The sequence below is a fragment of the Streptomyces sp. NPDC029836 genome (genome assembly GCF_055574495.1).
The window spans coordinates 559,720-583,038 of record NZ_JBVHZI010000002.1; the positions used below are offsets into that span (position 1 = coordinate 559,720).

A 23,319-nucleotide genomic window follows, 5' to 3' on the forward strand; every position below is an offset into this window, starting at 1 on the left:
CCCACCGGCCCCGTCCGGCCCGCCCGCGCGCGAAGGCGCGGCTCGGCCTAACCGCCGAGTTGCGACAGGCTCGGCACCTGGTCCTTCACCGGGGCGCCGGCGCTCTGGCCCGCGTTCTTGACCCCGTTGATGACGTCCTGGAAGGAGCTGATGTCGGCGTCACCGGCCTGGCCCTTGCGGAGCTTGGTGCCGAGGCCCTTCAGCGACTCGATGCCCGCCGTCAGCGGGCCCATCGCCTTCGACAGCAGCGGGTCGCCCTTGGCGTTGTCGACCGCCGCCTTCAACCGGTTGTAGGCGAAGGCGCCCGCGAGACCGGCCTTGATCAGCGCGAAGGTACGGCCCGAGGCGCCCTTCTTGAACTTGCCGGCCTGGTACGGCTTGACGATCCACTGGTACGTCGCCCCGGCCGCGAGGCCGGCGTTGGCGACGAAGCGCGTCTTGGCGAACTTCTGCTTCTCGGCGGGCGTGGTCGGCGTCGGCGTCACCGCGGCCAACTCATCGGCTTCTGCGGCCGCCGGCTCCGCCGCCGCGAGGACGGCCAACTCGGCCGCCGCCGCGGAGGACAGCTCCGGCTGCCGCGCGCTGTCGCCGCTGCTGCCGCCGCAGGCGGTCGCACCGCCCAACAGCGCACAGGACAGGATCACCGCGGTGAGGGTGCGGCGGAATCGGACGGTACTGAGTACGAGTACGGACACGGTTTCCTCCGGGGACGGGGGTGTCCCCCGCAGCCTCGCTCCGGCCGTGAAGCTGCGCCACTTGGGGGACCCGTTCGGGTTTGGGCCGCGATCCTGGGGCAACACGGTTGTCATGTCCCCACACACCCGAGCACATACGCGCGGAGCCGCCCGCGGCGCGGGCCCCGCCCGGGCCATCGCCCTCGTCGCGGACGTGGCCGCGTTCCTCATCGTCCTGTGGATCGTGCTGTGGCTCCTGGACGCCAACCAGGGCAACAGTCTGGTCGCCCTCGTGCACGACATCGCCGACTGGCTGACGAGCTGGTCCCGGGACCTGTTCACCATCGACGGAGAAACGGCCCGGGTCATCGTCGGCTACGGCCTGGCCGCCGTCGTCTACGTCCTCGTCGGCCATGCCATCGCCGGTTGGATGGCCCGCCGCTGACCCCCGACCGGGGCGGTCCACGGGACCGGCCCCGCCCGGAGGGCCGAAGGGGCCAACCCCGCCGACCCCGCCCTCCGGGCACCCGTGCCCGCCCCGCACCCAGGCGGGGCGGGCACGTGCGTTCCGGTTCCGCTCAGCACCCGTTCCGGCTCCGCTCGGCGTTCGGTTCGGCTCAGCGTTCCGGTTCCGCTCAGCGTTGCGGTCACGGCGGGGGCCCGGCTCGGCCGGCGTTCCCGTTCAGCCGCGACAGCAGTCCGGTTCCAGGCCCACCGGGAGCGTGAGCCCGCCGAAGACCTCGCCCGTCGCGCCGTCCCCGCCGAGCGCGGCGACGGCCAGCAGCAGCGACCCGGCCGTCCAGGTCGTCTGCTCCACCGGCCACACCGCCCGGTCCTGGAACACGTAGCCCGTCCAGTACATGCCGTTGTCGGCGCGCAGGTGACCGATCGAGCGCAGGATCTCCAGCGCCCGGTCCGACTCCCCCATCGCCCACAGCGACAGCGCCAGTTCGCAGGACTCCCCGCCGGTCACCCACGGGTTCGGCAGGACGCAGCGGACCCCGAGGTCCGGGACGACGAACTCGTCCCAGCGCGCCTCGATCCGCGCCTTCGCCTCCGGGCCGGTCAGCGCGCCGCCCAACACCGGGTAGTACCAGTCCATCGAATAGTGCGACTTGTCGAGGAACCGCTCCGGGTGCCTGCGGATGGCGTGCCCCAACGCGCCCGTCGCCAGCTCCCAGTCGGGCTGCGGATCCCCCCGGTGGTCGGCGATCGCCAGCGCGCAGCGCAGGGCCTGGTGGATGGACGAGGAACCCGTCAGCAGGGCGTCCGTCACGGGGACGCCGTCCGCCTCCCGCTTCCAACCGATCTCGCCGCCGGGCTGCTGGAGCGCCAGGACGAACTCCACCGCCGCGTAGACCGCCGGCCACATGCGGTCCAGGAACCGGTCGTCGCCGGTGGCCAGGTAGTGGTGCCAGACGCCGACGGCTATGTACGCGACGAAGTTGGACTCCCGGCTCGCGTCCTGCGGCGCGGCGGTGTCCACCCCTTCGGGCCGGTCGGCGTAGGCCGCGTGCCAGGAACCGTCCTGGTTCTGGTGCCGGACCAGCCAGTCGTACGCCCGCTCCGCGGCCTCGTGCTCGCCCGCCGTGTCGAGGGCCATCGCGGCCTCGGTGTGGTCCCACGGGTCGAGGTGGTGGCCCCGGAACCACGGGATGGCCCCGTCCGGCCGCTGCGCGGCGAGGATCCCCTCCACCGTCAGGGCGGCCTCCTCGGCGGTCAGCACGCCGTCCAGGACGAGGTGTTCGGGTGCGGTGCGCCGGGGCGCGGTCACCGGGTGGCGCCGACGGGCAGGTGCGGCTTGGTCGCGTACGCCACGAAGCTCTTGCCGATCACCGGGTTCAACGCCTGCTCGGCGAGCCGGGTCGCGAGCGGCTTCTTCATGATGTCCCAGACCAGGAGCTTGTGGTACGCCTTGACCGGCAGCGCCTTGTCGTTGTCCACGCCGAAGGCGCACTTGAGCCACCAGTACGGGGAGTGCAGGCCGTGCGCGTGGTGGGTGCCGTACGGCTTGAGGCCGGCGGCCTCCATCTTGCCGAGCAGCTCGTCCGCCTTGTAGATGCGGATGTGACCGCCCTCGACCTCGTGGTAGGCGTCGGAGAGCGCCCAACAGACCTTCTCCGGGCCGTAGCGCGGCACGGTGATCGCGATGCGGCCGCCCGGCTTCAGGACGCGGACCATCTCGGCGAGGACGCCCTTGTCGTCGGGGATGTGCTCCATCACCTCGGAGATGATCACGACGTCGAAGGAGTCGTCGGGGAACGGCAGCGCCAGCGCGTCGCCCTCCATCGCGGTGGCGGTGGCGCCCGCGGGTGCCTCACCAGCCTCCTTCATGGCGGCGAACCACTTGGCGACCTCGCGGATCTCCTCGCCGTTGCGGTCGACGGCGACCACCTGGGCGCCTCTCCGGTAGCACTCGAAGGCGTGCCGGCCTGCGCCGCAGCCCAGATCGAGCACACGGTCGCCTGCGGCGAGCGGGAACCGGGAGAAATCGACGGTCAGCACGGGGTCCTGCCTTCGCTGTCGCGGGGGTGGGAGGGGTGGGAGGAGCGGAAGGAACTGCTCGTGGAGCTGCGTCGGCGGCCCGAGCTCAGCGCGGCCCGCCGGTACGGGTGGTGGCCGCCCCGGTCGGGTCGACGGCGGACCGGCCGACGGCAGCCTGTGTGATGGTCGCCTGTGCGATGGCGGCGCGGTAGTGCGCGACGGTGCCCTCGGCGGCCTTGGCCCAGGTGAACCGGGACAGAACCCGCTCCCGCCCGGCCGCTCCGAGACGCTCGCGGAGCGCGGCGTCGCCCAACATCCGGCCCAGCGCGGCAGCCAGCGCCCCCGCGTCACCGGGCGGCACGGCCAGACAGGTCTCCCCGTCGGCGCCGGTCACCTCGGGGATGGCACCGCCGGTCGTGGCGACCAGCGGGGTGCCGGTGGCCATCGCCTCGGCCGCCGGCAGCGAGAAGCCCTCGTACAGGGAGGGCACGCAGGCGACCTGGGCGCCGCGCACGAGGTCGACGAGCTCGGCGTCGGTGATGCCCTTGACGAAGCGGACCGCGTCCTGGAGCCCGTACGTCTCGATCGCCCGGGCGACGGGCCCGCTCTCGGCGCGCTTGCCGACGACGACGAGGTGCGCGTCGGGCCGCTCCGTACGGAGCTTGGCGAGGGCCTCGACGAGGTGGACGAGCCCCTTGAGGGGGACGTCGGCGCTGGAGGTCGTCACGATCCGACCGGGCACCTCGGCCACGGAGGGGTCGGGCGACCACAGGTCGGTGTCGGCGCCGATGTGGACGACGTGGATGCGGTCGTCGCGGACGCCGAGGTGCTCGGCGATCTCCTGCTGGGAGGAGCCCGAGACGGTCAGCACGGACGGCAGCCTGCGGGCGACGCGGCCCTGCATGCGGGTGAAGGCGTACCAACGCCGCACCGAGAGCCGCTTCTTGAAGTCCTTGGCGGCGTCGATGTCCAGCCGCCGGTCGACGGTGATGGGGTGGTGGACCGTCGTCACGAGGGGGGCGCCGAGGTCGCCGAGCAGCCCGTAGCCGAGGGTCTGGTTGTCGTGGATGACGTCGAACTCGCCCGCGCGCTCGCGCAGATGGCGCCGGGCGCGCAGCGAGAACGTCATCGGCTCGGGGAATCCGCCCGTCCACATCGTGGCGACTTCGAGGGCGTCGATCCAGTCCCGGTACTCGTCGCGCTTGGGCGTACGGAACGGGTCGGGGCTGCGGTACAGGTCCAGGCTCGGCAGCTCGGTGAGCGTGGCGCCCGTGTCGAGCACCGGGTAGGGCTGCGAACCGATGACCTCGACGGAGTGTCCGAGGCGGACGAGCTCACGCGAGAGGTGCCGGACGTAGACGCCCTGGCCGCCGCAGAACGGGTTCCCCTTGTAGGTGAGGAGCGCGATGCGGAGCGGGCGGTCGCCGTCGGTGGCGGAACCCGCGAAAGGGCTCGTCACGATGGCCTCAGCGGTCACTCTCGGCCCCCTTCTGCCTGCGACTTTCGCCGGAGCGTAACCGCTCGGATAATGTAGAACAAGTTTCAGACTTGATCCGTTGAAGACCATTGAATCTACCGGCCGGAAACCACACCGTAAGAGGCGGAGCAGGTGATTCGCGCCACGACTCGGGCGCCTGACATGCTGATCCCGGATCATGCCCGGATGATGACCGGATCAGCCCTGCGCGGCACCACCAGCGACGCCACGGAACAGCCCACGGAACGCCATGGAGCGGGACACATGACAGCGGAAGCGAAGGCCGTCACCACGCCGGCGTCCCCTCCCCTGACGGAGCGCCAGGAGGCCCGCCGTCGTCGCATCCTGCACGCGAGCGCGCAGCTGGCCAGCCGCGGCGGCTTCGACGCCGTGCAGATGCGGGAGGTCGCGGAGCTGTCCAGCGTCGCCCTCGGCACGCTGTACCGGTACTTCCCCTCGAAGGTGCACCTGCTCGTCGCGACGATGCAGGACCAGCTCCAACACATGCACACGACGCTGCGCAAGCGCCCCCCGGCGGGCGACGACCCCGCGGCCCGGGTCGCGGAGACCCTGATGCGCGCGTTCCGCGCGCTCCAACGCGAACCGCACCTCGCGGACGCCATGGTCCGCGCCCTGACGTTCGCGGACCGCAGCGTGAGCCCGGAGGTCGACACCGTCTCCCGCCTGACGACGGCCATCATCCTGGACGCGATGGGCCTGGACGCCGCCCCGACGGCGGAACAACTCTCGGCGGTCCGCGTCATCGAACACACCTGGCACTCGGCGCTCATCACCTGGCTGTCGGGCCGCGCCTCGATCGCCCAGGTCAAGATCGACATCGAAACGGTCTGCCGCCTCATCGACTTGACGGGGGCGGGGGTTGGGGGAGCCGGGGTGGCGGGGGCTGCGAGAAGTTAGGCCGGATCCGGTGGGTGGGGTCGGGGGGCGACCAAGGGCCCTACCCGCCCGTCAGAACGGCCGGAGCGGCCTGGAGTGCAGGTGGGCGGGGACGTGCGCCGGTTCGCCATGGTTCGTCGCTCGGCTCCGCGGCTGACCACCGGTCCGGGCTGGGGGCCGGGGAGCGGACGGCCGCGCGCTGCTACGGTCGGGCGCCATGAGCTGGCTTCCCGATGACTTCGTTCACCCCGTCCTGGTACCGCTGCCGGGCGGTGGTCATCATCTGCGACCGATCCGGGAGGTGGACACCCCGCTCGACTATCCGGCTGTGATGGGTTCGCGCGAGCGGCTGTGGACCATCTTCGGCCCGGTCTGGGGCTGGCCCGCGGCCACCATGACCTACGAGGCCGACCAAGCCGACCTGTTGCGGCACGAGAAGGAGATCGCCGCGCACCAGTCCTTCAACTACGCGCTGTTCGACGCGGCGGAGACAGTTCTGCTCGGCTGCGTCTACATCGACCCGCCGGAGAGGGCCGGTGCGGACGGCGAGATCTCCTGGTGGGTGGTGGACGAGCTGGTGGGCAGCGAGGTCGAGCAGGCCCTCGACGCGCTGGTGCCGCAGTGGATCGCCGCCGACTGGCCGTTCGAGCGGCCGCGCTTCCTCGGCCGCGAGATCTCCTGGTCGGACTGGCGCGCCCTGCCGCAGCATCCCGATGCGTGAGTGGTGGGCCACGGACGGTCGCCGGACGCTTGGCCGAGCGACGAGGCACGGCGAACCGGCGCACGGCCCCGCCTACCTGCAATCCACGTCGATCCGGTCGTCCTGACGGGCAGGTAGGGCCCTTGGCCGCGCTCGCGGCCCGGCCGCAGGCCTTCCGGCGTGCCCGTGTGCCGGGCCCACCGGCGCCCGTCCCCTCGTCTCGTCGCCGACGGACCCGTTCCCGCCCATCCGTCCCGGTGGACTGGCGGGAAGCCCCCGGACCACACCCGACCCGGGTGAAGGTACACCGCCCACCCCCGACCCCGGCCGGCCCCACGTGCCGGCTTCCCTGAGGCCCCGCCGCCCCACCCCCCTCACTCCTCCGGGGGGAACACCGGTTCGCCCGTGGTGGCCAGGGTGATCAGGATGGCTTCCACCGGGCAGCCTTCGGCTGCCGTGAGGGTGGGTTCGTTCGCGTCCGTTTGGGGGGTTCGGGGGTGTGACTGGCGGGCCGAGTCGAGGGAGAAGCCGTCCGGGGCGTGGTTGACGCACATGCCGGAGCCGATGCAGACGCCCCGGTCGACCTCGACCTGCCAGCGGTCCCCCATCAGGCTCCCGCCTCGGCGGCGCCGGGGGCGTAGCCGGCCGGGAGGTGGATCATCTTGTGCTCCAGGTACTCGCCCAGGCCCTCGGGGCCGAACTCGCGGCCCACGCCGCTGTTCTTGTAGCCGCCGAAGGGGCCGAGCATGTCCAGGCTGAAGGTGTTCACGTTGAAGGTGCCGGTGCGGATGCGGCGGCCGAAGTCGATGCCGTGCTCGGTGTCGGCGGTCCAGACGCTGCCGCTCAGGCCGAATTCGGAGTCGTTGGCGATCCGCGCGGCCTCCTCTTCGTCGCCGTAGGGGATGAGGCAGACGACCGGGCCGAAGATCTCCTCGCGGGCGATCCGCATCGAGTTGTCGACGTCGCCGAAGAGGGTGGGTTCGACGTACCAGCCGCGTTCCAGGCCCGCCGGGCGACCGCCGCCGGTGAGGATCTTCGCGCCCTCCTCCTGGCCGATGCGGATGTAGTCCAGCGAGCGCTGCTGCTGGCGCCGGGCGACGAGGGGGCCGAGTTGGGTCGCCGGGTCCAGCGGGTCGCCGACGACGAGGGCGCCCGCCGCCGCCGCGAGGGCGTCGGCGATCTCGTCGTAGCGGGCGCGCGGTGCCAGGACGCGGGTCTGGGCCACGCAGGCCTGGCCGTTGTTCATCCAGGCCGCCGGGACGATCCCGGCGATGGTGGTGTCCAGGTCGGCGTCGGGCAGGACCACGGCGGCGGACTTGCCGCCGAGTTCCAGGGTGACCCGGGTCAGGTTGCGTGCGGCGACCTCCATCACGCGGCGGCCGGCGGCGACGGATCCGGTGAAGGCGACCTTGTCGATGCCGGGGTGGCCGACGAGGTACTCGCTGACCTCGCGGTCGGCGGGCAGGATCGACAGGACGCCCTCGGGCAGCCCGGCCTCCCGTGCGATGTCCGCCAGGATGTAGGAGTCGAGCGGCGCCTCCGGGGAGGGCTTGAGGATCACCGTCGACCCGGTGAGCAGCGCGGGCGCGAGTTTGGCGGCGGCCACGAACTGCGGGACGTTCCACGGGATGACGGCGGCGACGACCCCGACGGGTTCGCGGCGCACGAGGATGGGGCCGAGCACCCCTTGGCGGTGTTCCTCGTACGGGAAGTCGCGGGCGACGGTGATGGCGGCGTCGTAGACCATCATCGGGCCGAGGGCCTGGGCGAGGATGCTCCAGGAGTACGGGGAGCCGTTCTGGGAGCTGATGGAGCGGGCGATCTCCTCGTGGCGGACGGCGATGGCGTCCTTGATGCGGGTGACGACGGCGATCCGTTCGTCCAGGGTCATGCGGGGCCAGGGGCCTTCGTCGAAGGCCTTGCGGGCGACGGCGACGGCGCGGTCCACGTCGGCCCGGGAGGCGTGGGGGACGCTGCCGATGACCTGCTCGGTGTGGGGGGAGACGACGCTCAGGGTGTCGGTGCCCAGCGGGTCGGTCCATTGCCCGCCGATGAACAGTTGTCCGTGTTCCACGAGCTCGGTCATGGCTGAGGCCTCCTGGGGCTTGGCGTTCCAGAACTGATACCAGTTCTAGTTGGAGGAGTCCACGGCGCGGACGGAACCGCCGCGACGGCGTGGACGCGACCGCCGCGCCGAAGCCGGCCCCCGAGCCCCCGAAGATCCAGGAGGCGGTGACGACTAGTCAGGGCGCTTCGATGATGGTCGACTTGGGCTACTACTGAAACAAGTTCTCGCCAGCGGACAGGGGAGCCTCATGCCGGAGGACAAGCCGAAGGGCACGTCGGAGGACGGGCCGAGGGACAGGCCGGAGGACGGACCGGAGGACGCGGCGCACGTGGCACCGCAGGTCACCGACCACGGCGGGGGTGTCCGGGGCATCAAGGTCCCGATCCCCGACAATCCGCTCGGGCACACCCTCGTCCACGTCCTCGACACCGATCGCGGCCCCGTCCTCATCGACACCGGCTGGGACGACCCCGCTTCCTGGGACGCCCTGACCGCCGGGCTCGGCGCGCTCGGGCTCGCCGTCGCCGACGTCCACGGCGTGGTCATCACCCACCACCACCCCGACCACCACGGCCTGTCCGGCCAGGTCCGGGAGGCCTCCGGGGCCTGGATCGCGATGCACGCCGCCGACACCGAGGTCGTCGTGCGCACCCGCTCCGCCGAACCCGGCGTCTGGTACGACTACATGAGCGAGAAGCTGGCCGCCGCCGGCGCCCCCGAGGAGCACGTCGCCCCGCTGCGCGCCGCCCGCGCGAGCGGCCGGCTGCGGACCCTGCCCGGGCTGCGGGCCGCCGTGCCCGACCGGGAGATCGTCCCCGGCGAGCTGCTGCCCCTGGCCGGACGCCGACTGCGGGCCATCTGGACCCCCGGCCACACCCCCGGCCACGTCTGCCTCCACCTGGAGGAGGAGCACCCGGCGAACCTCCCCGGCAACGGCCGCCTGTTCTCCGGCGACCACCTGCTGCCCGGCATCTCCCCGCACATCGGCCTGTACGAGGACCCCTCCGACGAGCGGGTCACCGACCCCCTCGGCGACTACCTCGCCTCCCTCGAACGCATCGGTCGGCTGGACCCCGCCGAGGTGCTGCCCGCCCACCAGCACGCCTTCACCGACGCCCCCGGCCGGGTCCGGGAGCTCCTCGACCACCACGAGGACCGGCTGACCGGCCTGTGGCGGCTGCTCGCCGCACCCCTGACCCCGTGGGCGCTGGCGGAGCGGATGGAGTGGAACCGCCCCTGGGCGCAGATCCCGTACGGCTCCCGCACCATCGCCGTCTCCGAAGCGGAGGCCCATCTGCGGCGGCTGGTCAAGCAGGGTCGGGCGGAGGTGGTCCCGGGCACGGACCCGGTGACGTACCGGGCCGTGTGAGCGACCCGGGCGGGCCCGGCCCGCGCGCCGCGCCCTCCCGGCCCCCGCGCCCCGGCCGGGCGGTGCCCCGGGGCCGCCGGTTACGGGCCGGTACAGTGAAGGCGTCGTCCACATCTCCGTACGGGCGGAAGCCGGTGCGAATCCGGCGCTGACCCGCAACCGTGACCCGCCCGCGCGGGAAGCCGGATTGCCCCGTACCGGAGGTGCGCGGCTCGCGCCGTCGGATCCTCCGGCGGCCGGCACCGTCGAGGTAAACGGAGCCGGAGCCCGGTACCCGCGTGTGCCTGTCTCCGTTCCCCAGCACGAGAGGCACCCGCCCCCCATGAACGTCCGCCGCAGCGCCGCCGCGCTCGCCGCCTCCGCCGTGCTCTGTGCGGGTGTCGCTCCCGCAGCCCTCGCCGACACCGCTCCGCCGTCCCCGTCGGCGCCCCCCGTCATCCCCTCGGGCCTGTTCGGCAAGGCCGATCCGACGTACGACGGCGTGTGGCGCCAGTCCGTCGCGCTGCTCGCCCAGCGGACGGCCGGCGCCGAGCCGGCCCCCGAGGCCGTGCGCTGGCTCGTCGCCCAGCAGTGCGCGGACGGCGGCTTCGCCTCCTTCCGCGCGGACGCCGCCAAGGCCTGCGACGCGACGACCGTGCTCGACACCAATGCCACCGCCGTGGCCGTGCAGGCCCTGAAGACGCTGGGCGGCCAGGACGCCACGGTGCGGAAGGCCGTGGACTGGCTGAAGTCCGTCCAGAACGCGGACGGCGGCTGGAGCTACGTGCCCGGCTCGCCCAGCGAGGGCAGCTCCACCTCGCTCGTGATCAGCTCGCTGGCCGTCGCGGGTGAGAAGCCGGCCGACGTGAAGTCCAAGGCCGGCAAGTCCGCCTACGACGGTCTGCTGTCCTTCCAGCTGGGCTGCGCCACCGAGCCCGCCGCCGACCGGGGCGCCTTCGGGTACCAACCGGCCGACGGCAAGCTCGCCGCGAACGCCGACGCCACGGCCGCCGCCGCGCTGGCCGCGCTCGGCAAGGGCATCGTCGTCGAGCCGGCCGGTACGGACACCCCCGCCACCGCCCTGGCCTGCCCGGCCGGTACGACGGACCCGGCGGGCGCCGCCCAGGGCGCGGCCGGCTACCTCGCCGAGGCGCTGAAGAAGGACGGCCGGCTGACGGCCGTCACCCCGGGCGCCGACCAGCCGACCGCCGACACCGGCAACACCGCCGACGCGGTGATCGCCCTGGCCGCGGCCGGGCACCGGCAGTCGGCGGCGGGCGCGCTGGAGTGGCTCAAGGGCAACTCCGCCGAATGGTCCAAGGGCAACCCGGCCGCGCTCGGCACCCTGATCCTCGCCGCGCACGCCACGGGCACCGACCCGAAGGCCTTCGGCGGCACCGACCTGGTGTCGGCGCTGAACGCCACCGGCCCCGCGCCGCAGGCCTCGAAGACGGACGCGACGAAGGTCGAGTCCAAGGACGACGCGGGCTCCGGCAACCAGAACATCTGGTGGATCGTCGGCGCGGGCGCCGCGGCCGGCATGGGCATCGGCATCCTGCTGAGCGGCCGCCGCAAGAAGAACCAGCTGTGAGCCGCCGCCGTCCGCCGGCGCTCGCCGGCGTGGTCCTGGGTCTCCTCGGCCTGGTCCTCACCCTGTTCGCCGCCTCCCCGGCCGTGGCGGCGAGCTACCGCTACTGGTCGTTCTGGGACGGCGCGAACGCCCGGTGGGCCTACGCCACCCAGGGCCCGTCGACGGCCCGCCCGGCGGACGGCTCCGTGATCGGCTTCCGCTTCTCCGTGAGCAAGGACGCCGCCGCCGAGGCGGCGCAGCCCCGCGCGGCCGCCGACTTCGCGGCCGTCTGCGCGGACACCGCCCCGGCCGCCGGGAAGAAGCGGGTGGCGCTGGTCATCGACTTCGGCGTGCCCGAGGACGCCCCCGCCGGTGAGCGCCTCCCGCAGGACGCCCCGCGCACCGTCTGCGCCCAGGTGGCCCCCGCCGCCACGGCCGCGGAGGCGTTGGCGGAGGTCGCGAAGCCGCTGCGGTACAACTCCTCGGCGATGCTGTGCGGGATCTCCGGCTTCCCCCGGGCCGGTTGCGGCGAGCCCATCGCCGACTCCGGTTCCGGCTCCGCCGCGGCGACGGCCCCGGCGGCTTCCGGTACGCCGGCCGCGCAGGGCCCGCCGCCGGCGGCCGGCGACGCCCGGGACTCCGGCCCCTCGGTGGGGCTGGTCGCCGGCATCGCGGCGATCGCCGCCCTGGCAGCGGCCGGCGTCCTGCAGTCCCGCCGCCGCAGGCGATGACGGGCCGCGCGGACGCGCCCGCCCCCCACGGGCCCGCGGTCGACGACGCACCCCCGGCCCGGCCCGGTGCCGGGTCGCGGGTGGGTGGGGCGTACGGGTCCTCGTACGAGAAGGGGCGGCCCTGGCGGGCTCCCGAGGCCGGCCGGGGCAACGCCCTGCACGCGGGGGCCTGGTGGCTGTGGGCCCTCGGGCTCGCCACCGCCGCGTCCCGGACCACCAATCCGCTGCTGCTCGGGATGATCGTCGGCGTCGCCGGGTACGTGGTCGCCGCGCGCCGCACCGACGCGCCCTGGGCCCGTTCCTACGGGGCGTTCGTCAAGCTCGGCCTGTTCGTCATCGGCCTGCGCCTCGTCTTCTCCATGCTGCTCGGCTCCCCCATCCCCGGCGCGCACCTCCTGTTCACGCTGCCCGAGGTGCCGCTGCCCGCCTGGGCGCAGGGCATCCGCTTCGGCGGTCGGGTCACCGCCGAGCAGTTGGTGTTCGCCTTCTACGACGGCGCGAAGCTGGCGACGCTGCTGATCTGCGTCGGCGCCGCGAACGCCCTCGCCAATCCGGCGCGGCTGCTGAAGTCGCTGCCCGCCGCCCTGTACGAGGCGGGCGTGGCCGTGGTCGTCGCGATGACGTTCGCGCCGAACATGGTCGCCGACGTGGTCCGGCTGCGGACCGCCCGCCGGTTGCGCGGGCGCCCCACGGGCGGGGTGCGGGCCGTCCTGCAGATCGGTCTGCCGGTACTGGAGGGCGCGCTGGAGCGGTCGGTGGCCGTCGCCGCCTCGATGGACGCGCGCGGCTACGGCCGGACGGCCGCGGTCCCGCCCGCCGTCCGGCACACCACCAACGTCCTCACCCTGGGCGGCCTGCTCGGCATGTGCGCCGGCACGTACGGGCTGCTCGCGGCCGAGGGCGCCGCGTACGGGCTGCCCGTGCTCGGCATCGGCCTGGTCCTGGCGCTGGCCGGGCTGCGGCTCGGCGGCCGGCGCAGCATCCGTACCCGCTACCGGCCGGACCGGTGGGGGCCGCGGTCCTGGCTCGTCGCGGGTTCGGGGGCGGCGGTCGCGGCCCTGCTGATCCACGCGGGCTCGGTCGATCCGGAGGGACTGCGTCCGGGGGTGGTGCCGCTGGTGTGGCCGACGCTCCCGTTGTGGCCCGCCGCGGCCGTCCTGATCGCCCTGCTCCCCGCCTTCGTGGCACCCGTACCGTCCAAGGAGACCTCCCGGTGATCCGCTTCGAGCAGGTGTCGGTGACGTACGAGGGCGCCGACCGGCCGTGTCTGCGGGGCGCCGACTTCGTCGTCCCGGAGGGCGAGCTGACGTTGCTGGTCGGCCCGTCGGGCGTCGGCAAGTCGACCCTGCTGGGCGCGGTGTCGGGGCTGGTCCCGCACTTCACGGGCGGCCGACTGGCCGGGCGGGTCACGGTCGCGGGCCGTGACACGCGGACCCACAAGCCGCGCGAGCTCGCAGACGTGGTCGGCACCGTCGGCCAGGACCCGCTCGCGCACTTCGTGACGGACGTGGTGGAGGACGAGCTGGCGTACGGGATGGAGTCGCTGGGCCTGCCGGCCGCGGTGATGCGGCGCCGGGTGGAGGAGACGCTGGACCTGCTGGGCCTCAACGAGCTCCGTGACCGTCCCATCGCCACCCTGTCCGGCGGCCAGCAGCAGCGGGTCGCGATCGGCTCGGTCCTGACGCCGCACCCGCGGGTGCTGGTCCTGGACGAGCCGACGTCGGCGCTGGACCCGGCCGCGGCGGAGGAGGTCCTGGCCGTCCTGCAGCGCCTGGTCCACGACCTGGGGACGACCGTGCTGATGGCGGAACACCGCCTGGAACGGGTGGTCCAGTACGCCGACCGCGTGCTGCTGCTCCCGTCGCCCGGCGCGGCTCCCGTGCTCGGCACCCCGGCGGAGGTCATGGCCGTCTCCCCCGTCCACCCGCCGGTGGTTTCGCTGGGCCGCCTCGCCGGCTGGTCCCCGCTCCCCCTGTCGGTCCGCGACGCCCGCCGCCTGGCCGCCCCGCTCCGGGCCCGGCTGGACGGTACGGGTCCCGCGGCCGTCCCCGACCCCGCCCCCGACCCCGTGGTGGCGGGTTCGGGCCCGGTGGGTGGGGGTGGTGCGGCGCCGACGGACGCGGCGGGTTCCGCTTCCGGAGTCGGGTGGTTCCTGGGGCGGCTGCTGCGGCGGGGGGCCGGGCCGGTTGCGGCTCGGGCTCCGGGTTCCGCCGCGGACCGTGCCGCCGGCGCCCCGGACGCCCCCGCAGCGGTCGTCGACGGGCTCGGGGTCCGGCGCGGCCGGGTCGAGGTGCTGCGCGACGTCACCCTGACCGTCGCACCCGGCGAGACCGTCGCCCTCATGGGCCGCAACGGCGCCGGCAAGTCGACCCTCCTCGCGGCCCTCGTCGGGACCCTCCCTCCGTCCCGCGGCTCCGTCACGGTCGGCGGCCTCGCCCCCCACCGCACCCGGCCGGACGAGATGGTGCGCCGGGTGGGCCTCGTACCGCAGGAGCCCCGCGACCTCCTCTACGCCGACACCGTCGCCGCCGAGTGCGCCGCCGCCGACGGCGACGCGGGGGCCGCGCCGGGAACCTGCCGCGGCCTGGTGAGCGCGCTGCTGCCCGACGTACCCGACGACACCCACCCGCGGGACCTGTCGGAGGGGCAGCGGCTGACCCTCGCGCTGGCCCTGGTCCTCACCGGCCGCCCGGCCCTCCTCCTTCTGGACGAGCCGACCCGCGGCCTGGACTACGCGGCCAAGGCCCGGCTGGTCGGGCTGCTGCGGGAGCTGGCCGGCCGGGGCCACGCCATCGTGCTGGCCACCCACGACGTCGAACTCGCCGCCGATCTGGCGCACCGGGTCGTGATCCTGGCGGGCGGCGAGGTCGTCGCGGACGGCCCGACCGCCGAGGTCGTCGTGTCCTCGCCCGCCTTCGCCCCGCAGGTGGCGAAGATCCTGGCGCCGGGCCACTGGCTCACCGTCGCCCAGGTCGCGGCGGCTCTGGACGGGACCGCTCGGGGCGCGGCTGTCCGGGACGGGGCCGCTCGGGACGGGGCCGCTCGGGACGGGGGGCGCACGCCGTGAAGCGCCCCACGCCGACGCGGCCCGCCGCGGACCGTCCGACCTCCCGCCGTCCCGTCCGGGTCGGCCCCCGGGCCGCCGCCGCCCTCGTCCTCGTCACGCTCATCGGGATCGCCGCCTTCGGCTGGCCCCTGCTCGCGGACCGGCAGTCCGGGCTGGCGCACTCCCAGGACGCCCCCTGGCTCTTCGCCGCCCTGCTGCCCCTCCTCGTGGCCGTGGTGGTCGCGACCATCGCCGACCAGGGCATGGACGCCAAGGCCGTCGCGATGCTCGGCGTACTGGCCGCCGTCGGGGCGGCGCTCAGACCGCTGGGCGCCGGGACGGCCGGGCTGGAGCCCATGTTCTTCCTGATGGTGCTCAGCGGCCGGGTCCTCGGCCCCGGCTTCGGCTTCGTCCTGGGTTCCGTCACGATGTTCGCGTCCGCCCTGCTCACGGGCGGCGTGGGGCCGTGGATGCCGTTCCAGATGCTGGCCCTGGGCTGGTTCTCGCTGGGCGCCGGGCTGCTGCCCGGCCCCGTACGCATCCGGGGGCGGGCCGAACTGGCGATGCTCGCGGCGTACGGGTTCCTCGGCTCGTTCGCGTACGGCACGATCATGAACCTCCAGGGCTGGGTGATCCTGCAGGGCATGGGCCAGGGCATTTCCTTCCGCCCCGGAGACCCGGTCGCGGAGAACCTCGCGCGCTTCGTGGCGTACTGCCTGGCGACGTCGGTGGGCTGGGACCTGGGCCGGGCCACCCTGACCGTGGTCCTCACCCTCGCCCTGGGCGCCACCCTGCTCAAGGCCCTACGCCGGGCCACACGAAAAGCGGCTTTCGATCCGCCGATTTCCTTCGATTCCCAGCCGATACGGACACCGAGCCACCCCCTCAAAGGGGTACGCCCCCTCACGCGGAGTGAGATCAGGGGTCCCGCGAGGTGAGCCGCCCCACAGGGCCTACGTCACACCCGAACCGCGATAGTAGGGTGAATCCGCCCATATCGTCCCAAAGGGGCGGACCCTCGCACGGATCGGGGCGGTGCCCGCCGAGGGGCGTCGGGCCCGACCTGCGAGGTCCGGTAGTAAGCGGGCTCGTTGCCAGGGGGTCGGGGCATCTGTAGAACTGGATGAGTCGCCGAACGGCCCGGGTGCTCCACCCGCCGCGGACAAGCCCCTCGCACCACCTGAGTGGCTGACGCACGTCCTGGACGTGCGGGCGACCGCCCTGTCCCCTTCGAAAGGTGCACCCGTGTCCAACGCAGTCATCCGCCGCATCGCCGCTTCCAAGAAGGCCCTCGCGGGCACCGTCGTCGCCCTCGGCGTCGCCGGCTCGATGCTCGCCACGGTCCCCGCCCAGGCGGCCCCCACGAGCGCCAAGGCGATCGCCCAGCAGATGATCAAGGACCCGGCGCAGTTCGCGGCGTTCAACAACATCATTTCGCGTGAGAGCGGCTGGAACCACACCGCGACGAACGCCTCCTCGGGCGCCTACGGCCTGGTCCAGGCCCTCCCGGCCTCGAAGATGTCCTCCGCCGGCTCCGACTGGAAGACCAACCCCGCCACCCAGATCAAGTGGGGCCTGGACTACATGAACTCCCGCTACGGCAGCCCCGTCGGCGCCTGGAACTTCTGGCAGACCCACCACTGGTACTGAGCCGGCGGTAACGCCCCCACACGCTCAGACGCATGCGCGCTCGGCTGGAACTCCAGCTGGGCGCTTTTGCGCATCCGGACCCGTTTCCCGTTCGGCCGCCCGCAGCCGTGATCCGCCCGGGCGCGTCAGCCTTCCCAGCGCATGAGGTTCTGGAACAGCTCGCCCTGCTCGATCGCGTCGTCCAACGCGTGGTGCGTATGGGGGCGCGTGGACAGGAGGTGACTCGGCATCGACCGCTTCGTCGCGTCGCGCAGCGGCACGTCGGCCTTGGCCGCGTACAGGGTCTTGAGGTCCAAGCACCGGGAGTGCCCGAACGGGGAGCCGGCGTCGGCGAACCGCATGAAGTACCAGTAGATCCACATCCAGTCGTAGCCCAGCGGGTAGGCGACGAACACGGGAGTGGCGGACAGTTCCTCGGACACCGCCGCGAGCCAGTCGGCCGCCGCGTTCATGGCCTCGGCCGGGTCCCGTCCCTCCTTCACCAGCCCGTCCCGGTCCAGGCCGCTGACCGCCATGGCTTCGGGGTCGAAGGTGTCACTGATCGGCTTCAGCTCGGCGTAGAAGGTCCGCTCGGCCGGGTCGACCGCCCGAAACCCGGCACCGTCGCGAACCCCCGCGACCGCCAACCCGAAACTCGACATCGAGAACGGCCCGGGCACCGCGCCATCGGCCTCCACATCGGCGGAAACGTAGAACTCTGCTCTCGTCATGGATCCTGCTCCCTGCTCCCTGCTCCGGGCGCCACTGGGGCCCCGCGTCCGGAGGAAGGCGGACGCCACGGCCGCGGGCGGGATCGGTCCGACCCCTGCCGTCACCCACCCCCGGGAGGCACTTGGCGTCGAAGGGTACCCGGGTGACGCCGCGTGGGGCGCGTTCCGGGCAGGTCGGCGGCCGGAGCGCGCGTACAGCGCGCGATGGAGTCCCGGGGCGGGGTTCGGGGCGTGGCCTCGGAGCCCCGCCCCCGTCCCCCGCACCCGTGCGGCCTCGGAGCCGCTGGAGGTCAGAGCCGCTGGATGATCGTGCCCGTGGCGAGCGCGCCGCCCGCGCACATGGTGATCAGCGCGAACTCCTTGTCGCGACGCTCCAGTTCGTGCAGCGCGGTGGTGATCAGGCGGGCGCCGGTCGCGCCGACGGGGTGGCCGAGCGCGATGCCGCCCCCGTTGACGTTGACCTTCTCCAGATCCTGGTCGAAGACCCGGGTCCAGCTGAGGACGACCGACGCGAAGGCCTCGTTGATCTCGACGAGGTCGATGTCCTTGAGCGACATGCCGGCCTTGCCCAGGACGGCCCGGGTGGCGTCGATCGGCCCGTCGAGGTGGAAGTGCGGGTCGGATCCGACCAGTGCCTGGGCGACGATCCGGGCCCGCGGGCGGAGCTTGAGCGCCCGGGCCATCTTGCGCGAGGCCCACATCACGGCGGCGGCCCCGTCGGAGATCTGCGAGGAGTTCCCGGCGGTGTGCACGGCCGTCGGCATGACCGGCTTGAGGCGGGCGAGGGCCTCCATGCTGGTGTCGCGCAGCCCCTCGTCCCGGTCGACGAGGCGCCACATGCCCTGCCCGGCGGCCTGTTCCGCCTCGGTGGTCGGGACCTGGACGGCGAAGGTCTCGCGCTTGAAGCGCTCCTCGGCCCAGGCGGCCGCGGCCCGCTCCTGGGAGAGCAGCCCCAGGGTGTCGACGTCCTCGCGGGTCAGGCCCCGGTGGCGGGCGATGCGTTCAGCGGCCTCGAACTGGTTGGGGAGGTCGACGTTCCACTCGTCCGGGAACGGCTTGCCCGGGCCGTGCTTGGAGCCGGATCCCAGCGGGACGCGGCTCATCGCCTCGACGCCGCACGCGATGCCGACGTCGATGACCCCGCCGGCGATCATGTTGGCGACCATGTGGTTGGCCTGCTGGGAGCTGCCGCACTGACAGTCCACCGTGGTCGCGGCGGTCTCGTACGGGAGTCCCATCGCCAGCCACGCGTTGCGGGCCGGGTTCATCGACTGCTCGCCGGCGTGGGTGACGGTGCCGCCGACGACCTGCTCGACGCAGTCGGGCTGGATGGTGGTCCGGGCGAGCAGTTCGCGGTAGGTCTCACCGAGGAGGTAGGCGGGATGGAGGTTGGCCAGCGCGCCCCCGCGTTTCCCGATGGGGGTGCGTACGGCTTCGACGATGACGGGTTCCGCGGCCATGAGCTCGTCCTCTCCTGCACAGCGCCAGCGCGGCGGGCCGTCCCGGCGCCCCGCCCGAACTAGTACGCGTTCTAGTTCTCCCCGCAGTCTTATGACCCGGACCCCCGGCACGCAAGGGTCTTGCACGCGGCTTACACGGTTTCCACACCCAACAGGTCGCGCTCCGGCCCTTGCCTCTTCTAGAACTCGTTACTACGTTCAAGCCAGCGTGCAACTTCTGATGCTCAGTCAGACCTTGGAGTCGCCCCGATGCCCTGTCCCGCGCTGCCCGAAGGCTTCGACGCAACCGACCCCGATCTTCTCCAAAGCCGCGTCCCGCTGCCGGAGTTCGCCCAGCTGCGACAGACGGCCCCGGTGTGGTGGTGCCCGCAGCGGCGGGGCATCACCGGCTTCGACGACGAGGGCTACTGGGTCGTGACCCGGCACGCGGACGTCAAGTACGTCTCCACGCACCCGGAGATCTTCTCCTCCACCACCAATACGGCGATCATCCGCTTCAACGAGCACGTTCCGCGTGATGCCATTGATGCCCAGCGATTGATCATGCTGAACATGGATCCGCCGGAACACACGCGCGTACGCCAGATCGTGCAGCGCGGCTTCACCCCGCGCGCCATCCGCGGCCTGGAACAGGCCCTGCGCGACCGGGCCCGGAAGATCGCCGAGGAGGCGCTGGCCGCGTCCGCCGACGGCAGCTTCGACTTCGTCACCCAGGTGGCGTGCGAACTCCCCCTCCAGGCCATCGCCGAGCTGATCGGCGTACCGCAGGAGGACCGGGCCCGGATCTTCGACTGGTCGAACAAGATGATCGCCTACGACGACCCCGAGTACGCGATCACCGAAGAGGTCGGCGCGAACGCCGCGATGGAACTCATCGGCTACGCCATGAACCTGGCCGCCGAGCGCAAGGAATGCCCCGCCAAGGACATCGTCACGCAACTGGTCGCCGCCGAGGGCCAGGGCAACCTCGGCTCCGACGAGTTCGGCTTCTTCGTGCTGCTGCTGGCGGTCGCGGGCAACGAGACCACCCGCAACGCCATCAGCCACGGCATGCACGCCTTCCTCAGCCACCCCGACCAGTGGGAGTTGTACAAGGAGACCCGGCCCGCCACGGCGGCCGAGGAGATCGTCCGCTGGGCCACGCCCGTCGTGTCCTTCCAGCGCACCGCCACCCAGGACACCGAACTGGGCGGCCAGAAGATCAAGGCCGGCGACCGCGTGGGGATGTTCTACTCCTCCGCCAACCACGACCCCGAGGTGTTCACCGACCCCGGCCGCTTCGACGTCACCCGCGACCCGAACCCGCACCTCGGGTTCGGCGGCGGCGGCCCGCACTTCTGCCTCGGCAAGTCCTTGGCCATCATGGAGATCGACCTGATCTTCAACGCCCTCGCCGACGTCCTGCCCGACCTGCGGCTGACCGGCGAGGACCCGCGTCGGCTGCGCGCGGCCTGGCTCAACGGCATCAAGGAGCTCCGGGTCAGCCGCGGTTGAGCACTCCGCGGCCGTACCGGACGCGGAGCGGCAGGGGCCGTTCCACCCACGCCCCGGCCCCTGCCGCCCACCGGGGTCGCGGTGCGCGCCGCCGTGACGTGCCCGAGTGGCGCGATCGCGCCCGGGGCCCGATCCTGACGGGACGCGACGATCCACCGAAGGGGCGCCGGGGCTCGATGCCCCGGCGCCCCTTCGGCCGTCGCGGGCGAGGAGGCCGTCGCACGTCACGAAGGCCGCAGGACCGCGCAGGTCGTCGTCCCGTGCCCGTACGGCTCGCCGTCGCGCGTGCCCGTGACCCCGGGCCTCGGCGCGAGTAAGGTGTGTGCATGTCAGAAGCGCGCGCGACGGGACCCCGGGGCTTCAGGTAGCCCGCCAGGACAGGCCTGGCGGCGGCGACCGACGGAGTTCCATGTCACGCACCGCTCATCACATCCCCCCGAAACACGGCGAGGAGCCCCCGCCCGGCCGCCCGGCCGGCAGCCCCTGGCACATCGTGGTCCTCCACGACCTCCGCTTCAGCGCCCGCGGCCTCGCGGACGCGGAGCGGGAGTCCAACAGGCCGCGCCCGGTCAGGATCCGCCGCCGGGTGGAGGTCCACGCCTTCCCCCGCCACCACCGCGACGCCTCCGTGTCCTGGGCGTCCACGGTCGAGGAACGCCGGGCGCGGCAGCTCCTGCGGGCCCGCCTCGGGCTGTTCCGCGCCCTGCTGCACCCGGCCGGACGCGCATCCGTGGCAGGCGCGACCGGCGCGGGTGCCGAGGCCGGCGGGGACGCCGAAACCGGCGCGGCTGCCGGGGCCGGCCTGCTCGTCCGGGCCCACGCCGTCGACGTGGACGTGCCGCCGGCCCGCCACCGGCACGGCTCGCTCCGGTAGGCGTAGCGGCCGGTTCACCGCTCTACGTACGGGCGGGGGCGCGCGTCCCCTCGGCGGCGGACGCGCGCTGCGCCGGCAGGTTCAGCTGCACGCCGCGCGGACCGGACAGGACGTGGACGAGGCCGAAGCCGGCGGCGACGACGGCCGCGCCGCCCAGCGCGTCGAGCACCCAGTGGTTCGCGGTGGCGACGATCGCACACACCGTGATCAGCGGGTGCAGCACGCCCAGCAGCTTCTGCCAGCCCTTCGGCGCGAGGACCACGATGACGATCCCGCACCACAGGGACCAGCCGAAGTGCAGCGAGGGCATCGCCGCGTACTGGTTGGAGATCGCGGTCATCGCCCCGTACGAGGGGTTCGCCAGGTCCTGCACCCCGTGCACGGTGTCGACGAAGCCGAGGCCCGGCATCAGGCGCGGCGGCGCGAGCGGGTAGAGCCAGAACCCGAACAGGGCCAGGACGGTGGCCAGTCCGAGCGAGGCGCGGGCCCAGCGGTAGTCGCCGGGCCGGCGCCAGTACAGGACGGCGAGGATGCCCAGCGGGACGACGAAGTGGAAGGAGGTGTAGTAGAAGTTGAAGAACGCCTCCAGCCACGGGGTGTTCACGACCGCGTGGTTCACGGCGTGCTCGATGTCGATGCCGAGGACCTGCTCGATCCCGTGGATCCGGCGGGCGTTGCCCTCGGCGAGCGGGCGGCTGGTGGGGGCGGCGGCGCGGATGTGCGAGTAGAGCGAGTAGCCGACCCGTATCAGCAGCAGTTCCAGCAGCAGGTTGGGTCGGGACATCACCCGGCGCCAGAACGGCAGCAGCGGCACCCGGGACCAGCGGGCCGCGGCGGGCCGCCCGTGGACGGTGGGCACCGGCTCGCGCCAGTACGGCGAGGACCGCGGCAGGAACGGCACGGCGCAGGCCGCGGCGAGCGCAGCGAGGAGCGGCACGTTGTCCCGTACGGGGGCCAGCGCGGCCATGTTCGGCAGCAGTACGGAACTCGGCAAGGTCATGGCGAGGACGACGGCGACGGGCCACACCCGCCGGTCCGCGGCCCGCTTGCCCACCTTGCCGGCCACCGCCAGGAGCACCCACAGCAGTTGGTGGCGCCAGCCGGCCGGGGACACGGCGACGGCCACGCACCCGGTGACGGCGACGGCGAGGAGCAGTTGCCCGTCGCGGGCGTAGCGGGCCGCGCGGCGCAGCCCGAACCAGGTGACGGCCGCGGCGAGGGCGAGGTACAGGGCGATCTCAGCGGGGCCGTCGAGGCCGAGGCGCAGGAGGGCGCCGTGGAGGGACTGGTTGGCGAGGCTTCCGGGGGTTCCGCCGAGGCCGGTGCCGATGACGTGCTCGACCCAGTACGTCCAGGAGTCGCGCGGCAGGGAGGCCCAGGACAGGGCGGTCGCTCCGGCGAAGGTCACGGCGGCGGCCTGCGCGGCGGGCCGCCGGCCGGTGAGCCACAGCAGCGCGCCGAAGATCAACAGGGGTGGCTGGAGGGCGGCGGCGAGCCCCAGGAGGAAACCGGCGGGGCGGTCCCCCGGCACCCGGAACACGGCGAGCAGCACCAACAGCACGGGCAGGACGGCGGTCTGCCCGGGGGAGGCGGCCTCGCGGACGGGCAGCGACACCATCATCACCGCGACCAGCACGGGCGCGGCCAACAGCGCGGTGCGACGCGGCACGGGGTCGGGCAGGCCGCGCGCGGCGACCAGCCCGATCGCGGCGACGAACAGCAGGGTCACGCAGGTCCAGGCCACCTCCAGGGAGGGCGCGGCCAGGCCGGTCAGGGGCTTCAGGACCAGGCCTGCGAAGGGGGTGCCGGTGAACTGGCCCTCGTCGTAGAGCGAACCGGGCAGGCCGGCGGGGAGGTGGAGGCCGCCGAGCCACTCGGCGGGGGGCACCCGCAGCACGGCGGTGGCCTGTCTGACGGCGAGCACGCCCGCGAGGGCCCACAGGAGCAGACGCGCCGCCCCCAGCCTGCCGTCGCCGCTACCGCCTATGACCCCGGCGTGTCCGTTCGCACCGCCGCGCTCCGCCGTGTTGGCCACGCCTCGCCGTCCTCCCGCCAGTTCACCGCAACCCCGACTTCGCCCGGCTGCCGTGCCTCGTACCGCGTTTGCTCACCGGGACGACGATATCCCCCGCGCGA

Annotated in this window: 21 protein-coding genes; 12 read left to right on the top strand and 9 right to left on the bottom strand. The window is 73.5% G+C overall.

The features are described from left to right. Positions 1 to 47 precede the first annotated feature (47 nt). A complete protein-coding gene (locus tag ACZ4XJ_RS08305) occupies positions 48 to 695 on the bottom strand; it encodes a hypothetical protein (protein WP_362883832.1) in 648 nt (215 codons plus the stop codon). A 112-nt stretch (positions 696 to 807) separates the two neighbouring features. Here ACZ4XJ_RS08305 and ACZ4XJ_RS08310 point away from each other — a divergent pair, with 112 nt between their 5' ends. Then, positions 808 to 1,119, top strand: a complete 312-nt coding sequence (locus tag ACZ4XJ_RS08310) for a hypothetical protein (RefSeq protein ID WP_383992827.1) — start codon at positions 808 to 810, stop codon at positions 1,117 to 1,119. A gap of 237 nt (positions 1,120 to 1,356) precedes the next feature. Here ACZ4XJ_RS08310 and ACZ4XJ_RS08315 read toward each other — a convergent pair whose 3' ends face one another. The 3 genes from ACZ4XJ_RS08315 to ACZ4XJ_RS08325 form a co-directional block, all read right to left on the bottom strand. After that, entirely contained in the window at positions 1,357 to 2,448 is a 1,092-nt protein-coding gene (locus ACZ4XJ_RS08315) for a prenyltransferase/squalene oxidase repeat-containing protein (protein WP_362883836.1), read from the bottom strand. Then, positions 2,445 to 3,179: a class I SAM-dependent methyltransferase gene (locus tag ACZ4XJ_RS08320; RefSeq protein WP_362883838.1), complete on the bottom strand. Its 735-nt coding sequence runs from the start codon at positions 3,177 to 3,179 to the stop codon at positions 2,445 to 2,447. Before ACZ4XJ_RS08320 ends, ACZ4XJ_RS08315 begins: the two co-directional genes overlap by 4 nt. An 85-nt stretch (positions 3,180 to 3,264) precedes the next feature. Further along, positions 3,265 to 4,635 (bottom strand): glycosyltransferase family 4 protein, encoded by a 1,371-nt coding sequence (locus ACZ4XJ_RS08325; protein WP_362883840.1) that lies wholly within the window; start codon positions 4,633 to 4,635, stop codon positions 3,265 to 3,267. 264 nt (positions 4,636 to 4,899) lie between these two features. Here ACZ4XJ_RS08325 and ACZ4XJ_RS08330 point away from each other — a divergent pair, with 264 nt between their 5' ends. Both ACZ4XJ_RS08330 and ACZ4XJ_RS08335 read left to right on the top strand, forming a co-directional pair. Further along, entirely contained in the window at positions 4,900 to 5,553 is a 654-nt protein-coding gene (locus ACZ4XJ_RS08330; protein WP_468495677.1) for a TetR family transcriptional regulator, read from the top strand. A gap of 196 nt (positions 5,554 to 5,749) precedes the next feature. After that, complete coding sequence (locus tag ACZ4XJ_RS08335; RefSeq protein ID WP_468495678.1) at positions 5,750 to 6,253, top strand: GNAT family N-acetyltransferase; 504 nt, start codon at positions 5,750 to 5,752, stop codon at positions 6,251 to 6,253. A gap of 353 nt (positions 6,254 to 6,606) precedes the next feature. Here ACZ4XJ_RS08335 and ACZ4XJ_RS08340 read toward each other — a convergent pair whose 3' ends face one another. Further along, on the bottom strand, positions 6,607 to 6,840 hold the full coding sequence (locus tag ACZ4XJ_RS08340; RefSeq protein ID WP_362883843.1) for a ferredoxin: 234 nt from the start codon (positions 6,838 to 6,840) through the stop codon (positions 6,607 to 6,609). Continuing rightward, on the bottom strand, positions 6,840 to 8,318 hold the full coding sequence (locus ACZ4XJ_RS08345) for an aldehyde dehydrogenase (RefSeq protein ID WP_468495679.1): 1,479 nt from the start codon (positions 8,316 to 8,318) through the stop codon (positions 6,840 to 6,842). The genes ACZ4XJ_RS08340 and ACZ4XJ_RS08345 overlap by 1 nt, the downstream gene beginning before the upstream one ends. Positions 8,319 to 8,547: 229 nt before the next feature. On the opposite strand from ACZ4XJ_RS08345, the gene ACZ4XJ_RS08350 reads away from it, so the two are divergent. The 7 genes from ACZ4XJ_RS08350 to ACZ4XJ_RS08380 all read left to right on the top strand — a co-directional run bounded on the left by ACZ4XJ_RS08350 (position 8,548) and on the right by ACZ4XJ_RS08380 (position 16,645). Beyond that, a complete protein-coding gene (locus ACZ4XJ_RS08350) occupies positions 8,548 to 9,669 on the top strand; it encodes an MBL fold metallo-hydrolase (protein ID WP_468495680.1) in 1,122 nt (373 codons plus the stop codon). Between the two features lie 322 nt (positions 9,670 to 9,991). Next, positions 9,992 to 11,239, top strand: a complete 1,248-nt coding sequence (locus tag ACZ4XJ_RS08355; protein WP_468495681.1) for a prenyltransferase/squalene oxidase repeat-containing protein — start codon at positions 9,992 to 9,994, stop codon at positions 11,237 to 11,239. Next, positions 11,236 to 11,949: an SCO2322 family protein gene (locus ACZ4XJ_RS08360; RefSeq protein ID WP_468495682.1), complete on the top strand. Its 714-nt coding sequence runs from the start codon at positions 11,236 to 11,238 to the stop codon at positions 11,947 to 11,949. Before ACZ4XJ_RS08355 ends, ACZ4XJ_RS08360 begins: the two co-directional genes overlap by 4 nt. Further along, complete coding sequence (locus ACZ4XJ_RS08365) at positions 11,946 to 13,166, top strand: energy-coupling factor transporter transmembrane component T (RefSeq protein WP_468495683.1); 1,221 nt, start codon at positions 11,946 to 11,948, stop codon at positions 13,164 to 13,166. Before ACZ4XJ_RS08360 ends, ACZ4XJ_RS08365 begins: the two co-directional genes overlap by 4 nt. Further along, entirely contained in the window at positions 13,163 to 15,016 is a 1,854-nt protein-coding gene (locus tag ACZ4XJ_RS08370) for an ABC transporter ATP-binding protein (RefSeq protein WP_468495684.1), read from the top strand. The genes ACZ4XJ_RS08365 and ACZ4XJ_RS08370 overlap by 4 nt, the downstream gene beginning before the upstream one ends. After that, positions 15,013 to 15,933 carry an ECF transporter S component gene (locus tag ACZ4XJ_RS08375; RefSeq protein WP_468495685.1) on the top strand — a complete coding sequence of 307 codons (921 nt, stop codon included), beginning with the start codon at positions 15,013 to 15,015 and terminating at the stop codon, positions 15,931 to 15,933. The genes ACZ4XJ_RS08370 and ACZ4XJ_RS08375 overlap by 4 nt, the downstream gene beginning before the upstream one ends. A 307-nt stretch (positions 15,934 to 16,240) precedes the next feature. After that, complete coding sequence (locus ACZ4XJ_RS08380) at positions 16,241 to 16,645, top strand: aggregation-promoting factor C-terminal-like domain-containing protein (protein ID WP_383992792.1); 405 nt, start codon at positions 16,241 to 16,243, stop codon at positions 16,643 to 16,645. A gap of 125 nt (positions 16,646 to 16,770) precedes the next feature. Here the strand turns inward: ACZ4XJ_RS08380 and ACZ4XJ_RS08385 are convergent, their stop codons facing one another. Continuing rightward, positions 16,771 to 17,355, bottom strand: coding sequence for an exonuclease (locus tag ACZ4XJ_RS08385; protein ID WP_468495686.1), 585 nt, complete (start codon positions 17,353 to 17,355; stop codon positions 16,771 to 16,773). A 290-nt stretch (positions 17,356 to 17,645) separates the two neighbouring features. After that, entirely contained in the window at positions 17,646 to 18,815 is a 1,170-nt protein-coding gene (locus ACZ4XJ_RS08390) for a steroid 3-ketoacyl-CoA thiolase (RefSeq protein WP_362884422.1), read from the bottom strand. 249 nt (positions 18,816 to 19,064) lie between these two features. Between ACZ4XJ_RS08390 and ACZ4XJ_RS08395 the strand changes: the two genes are divergently transcribed. Together ACZ4XJ_RS08395 and ACZ4XJ_RS08400 are read left to right on the top strand one after the other, a co-directional pair. Further along, positions 19,065 to 20,309, top strand: a complete 1,245-nt coding sequence (locus tag ACZ4XJ_RS08395) for a cytochrome P450 (RefSeq protein ID WP_362884424.1) — start codon at positions 19,065 to 19,067, stop codon at positions 20,307 to 20,309. A gap of 409 nt (positions 20,310 to 20,718) precedes the next feature. Continuing rightward, on the top strand, positions 20,719 to 21,183 hold the full coding sequence (locus tag ACZ4XJ_RS08400; protein ID WP_468495687.1) for a hypothetical protein: 465 nt from the start codon (positions 20,719 to 20,721) through the stop codon (positions 21,181 to 21,183). A gap of 22 nt (positions 21,184 to 21,205) precedes the next feature. On the opposite strand, the gene ACZ4XJ_RS08405 is transcribed toward ACZ4XJ_RS08400, so the two are convergent. Beyond that, positions 21,206 to 23,218, bottom strand: coding sequence for a bifunctional glycosyltransferase 87/phosphatase PAP2 family protein (locus ACZ4XJ_RS08405; RefSeq protein ID WP_468495688.1), 2,013 nt, complete (start codon positions 23,216 to 23,218; stop codon positions 21,206 to 21,208). Positions 23,219 to 23,319: the final 101 nt, after the last annotated feature.

What these genes read in the sequence shown, in the direction of transcription:
- ACZ4XJ_RS08310 (WP_383992827.1), top strand. Translation starts at nt 808, where the DNA reads ATGTCCCCACACACCCGAGCACATACGCGCGGAGCCGCCCGCGGCGCG.
- ACZ4XJ_RS08330 (WP_468495677.1), top strand. Translation starts at nt 4,900, where the DNA reads ATGACAGCGGAAGCGAAGGCCGTCACCACGCCGGCGTCCCCTCCCCTG.
- ACZ4XJ_RS08335 (WP_468495678.1), top strand. Translation starts at nt 5,750, where the DNA reads ATGAGCTGGCTTCCCGATGACTTCGTTCACCCCGTCCTGGTACCGCTG.
- ACZ4XJ_RS08340 (WP_362883843.1), bottom strand. Translation starts at nt 6,840, where the DNA reads ATGGGGGACCGCTGGCAGGTCGAGGTCGACCGGGGCGTCTGCATCGGC.
- ACZ4XJ_RS08345 (WP_468495679.1), bottom strand. Translation starts at nt 8,318, where the DNA reads ATGACCGAGCTCGTGGAACACGGACAACTGTTCATCGGCGGGCAATGG.
- ACZ4XJ_RS08350 (WP_468495680.1), top strand. Translation starts at nt 8,548, where the DNA reads ATGCCGGAGGACAAGCCGAAGGGCACGTCGGAGGACGGGCCGAGGGAC.
- ACZ4XJ_RS08355 (WP_468495681.1), top strand. Translation starts at nt 9,992, where the DNA reads ATGAACGTCCGCCGCAGCGCCGCCGCGCTCGCCGCCTCCGCCGTGCTC.
- ACZ4XJ_RS08365 (WP_468495683.1), top strand. Translation starts at nt 11,946, where the DNA reads ATGACGGGCCGCGCGGACGCGCCCGCCCCCCACGGGCCCGCGGTCGAC.
- ACZ4XJ_RS08385 (WP_468495686.1), bottom strand. Translation starts at nt 17,355, where the DNA reads ATGACGAGAGCAGAGTTCTACGTTTCCGCCGATGTGGAGGCCGATGGC.
- ACZ4XJ_RS08390 (WP_362884422.1), bottom strand. Translation starts at nt 18,815, where the DNA reads ATGGCCGCGGAACCCGTCATCGTCGAAGCCGTACGCACCCCCATCGGG.
- ACZ4XJ_RS08395 (WP_362884424.1), top strand. Translation starts at nt 19,065, where the DNA reads ATGCCCTGTCCCGCGCTGCCCGAAGGCTTCGACGCAACCGACCCCGAT.
- ACZ4XJ_RS08400 (WP_468495687.1), top strand. Translation starts at nt 20,719, where the DNA reads ATGTCACGCACCGCTCATCACATCCCCCCGAAACACGGCGAGGAGCCC.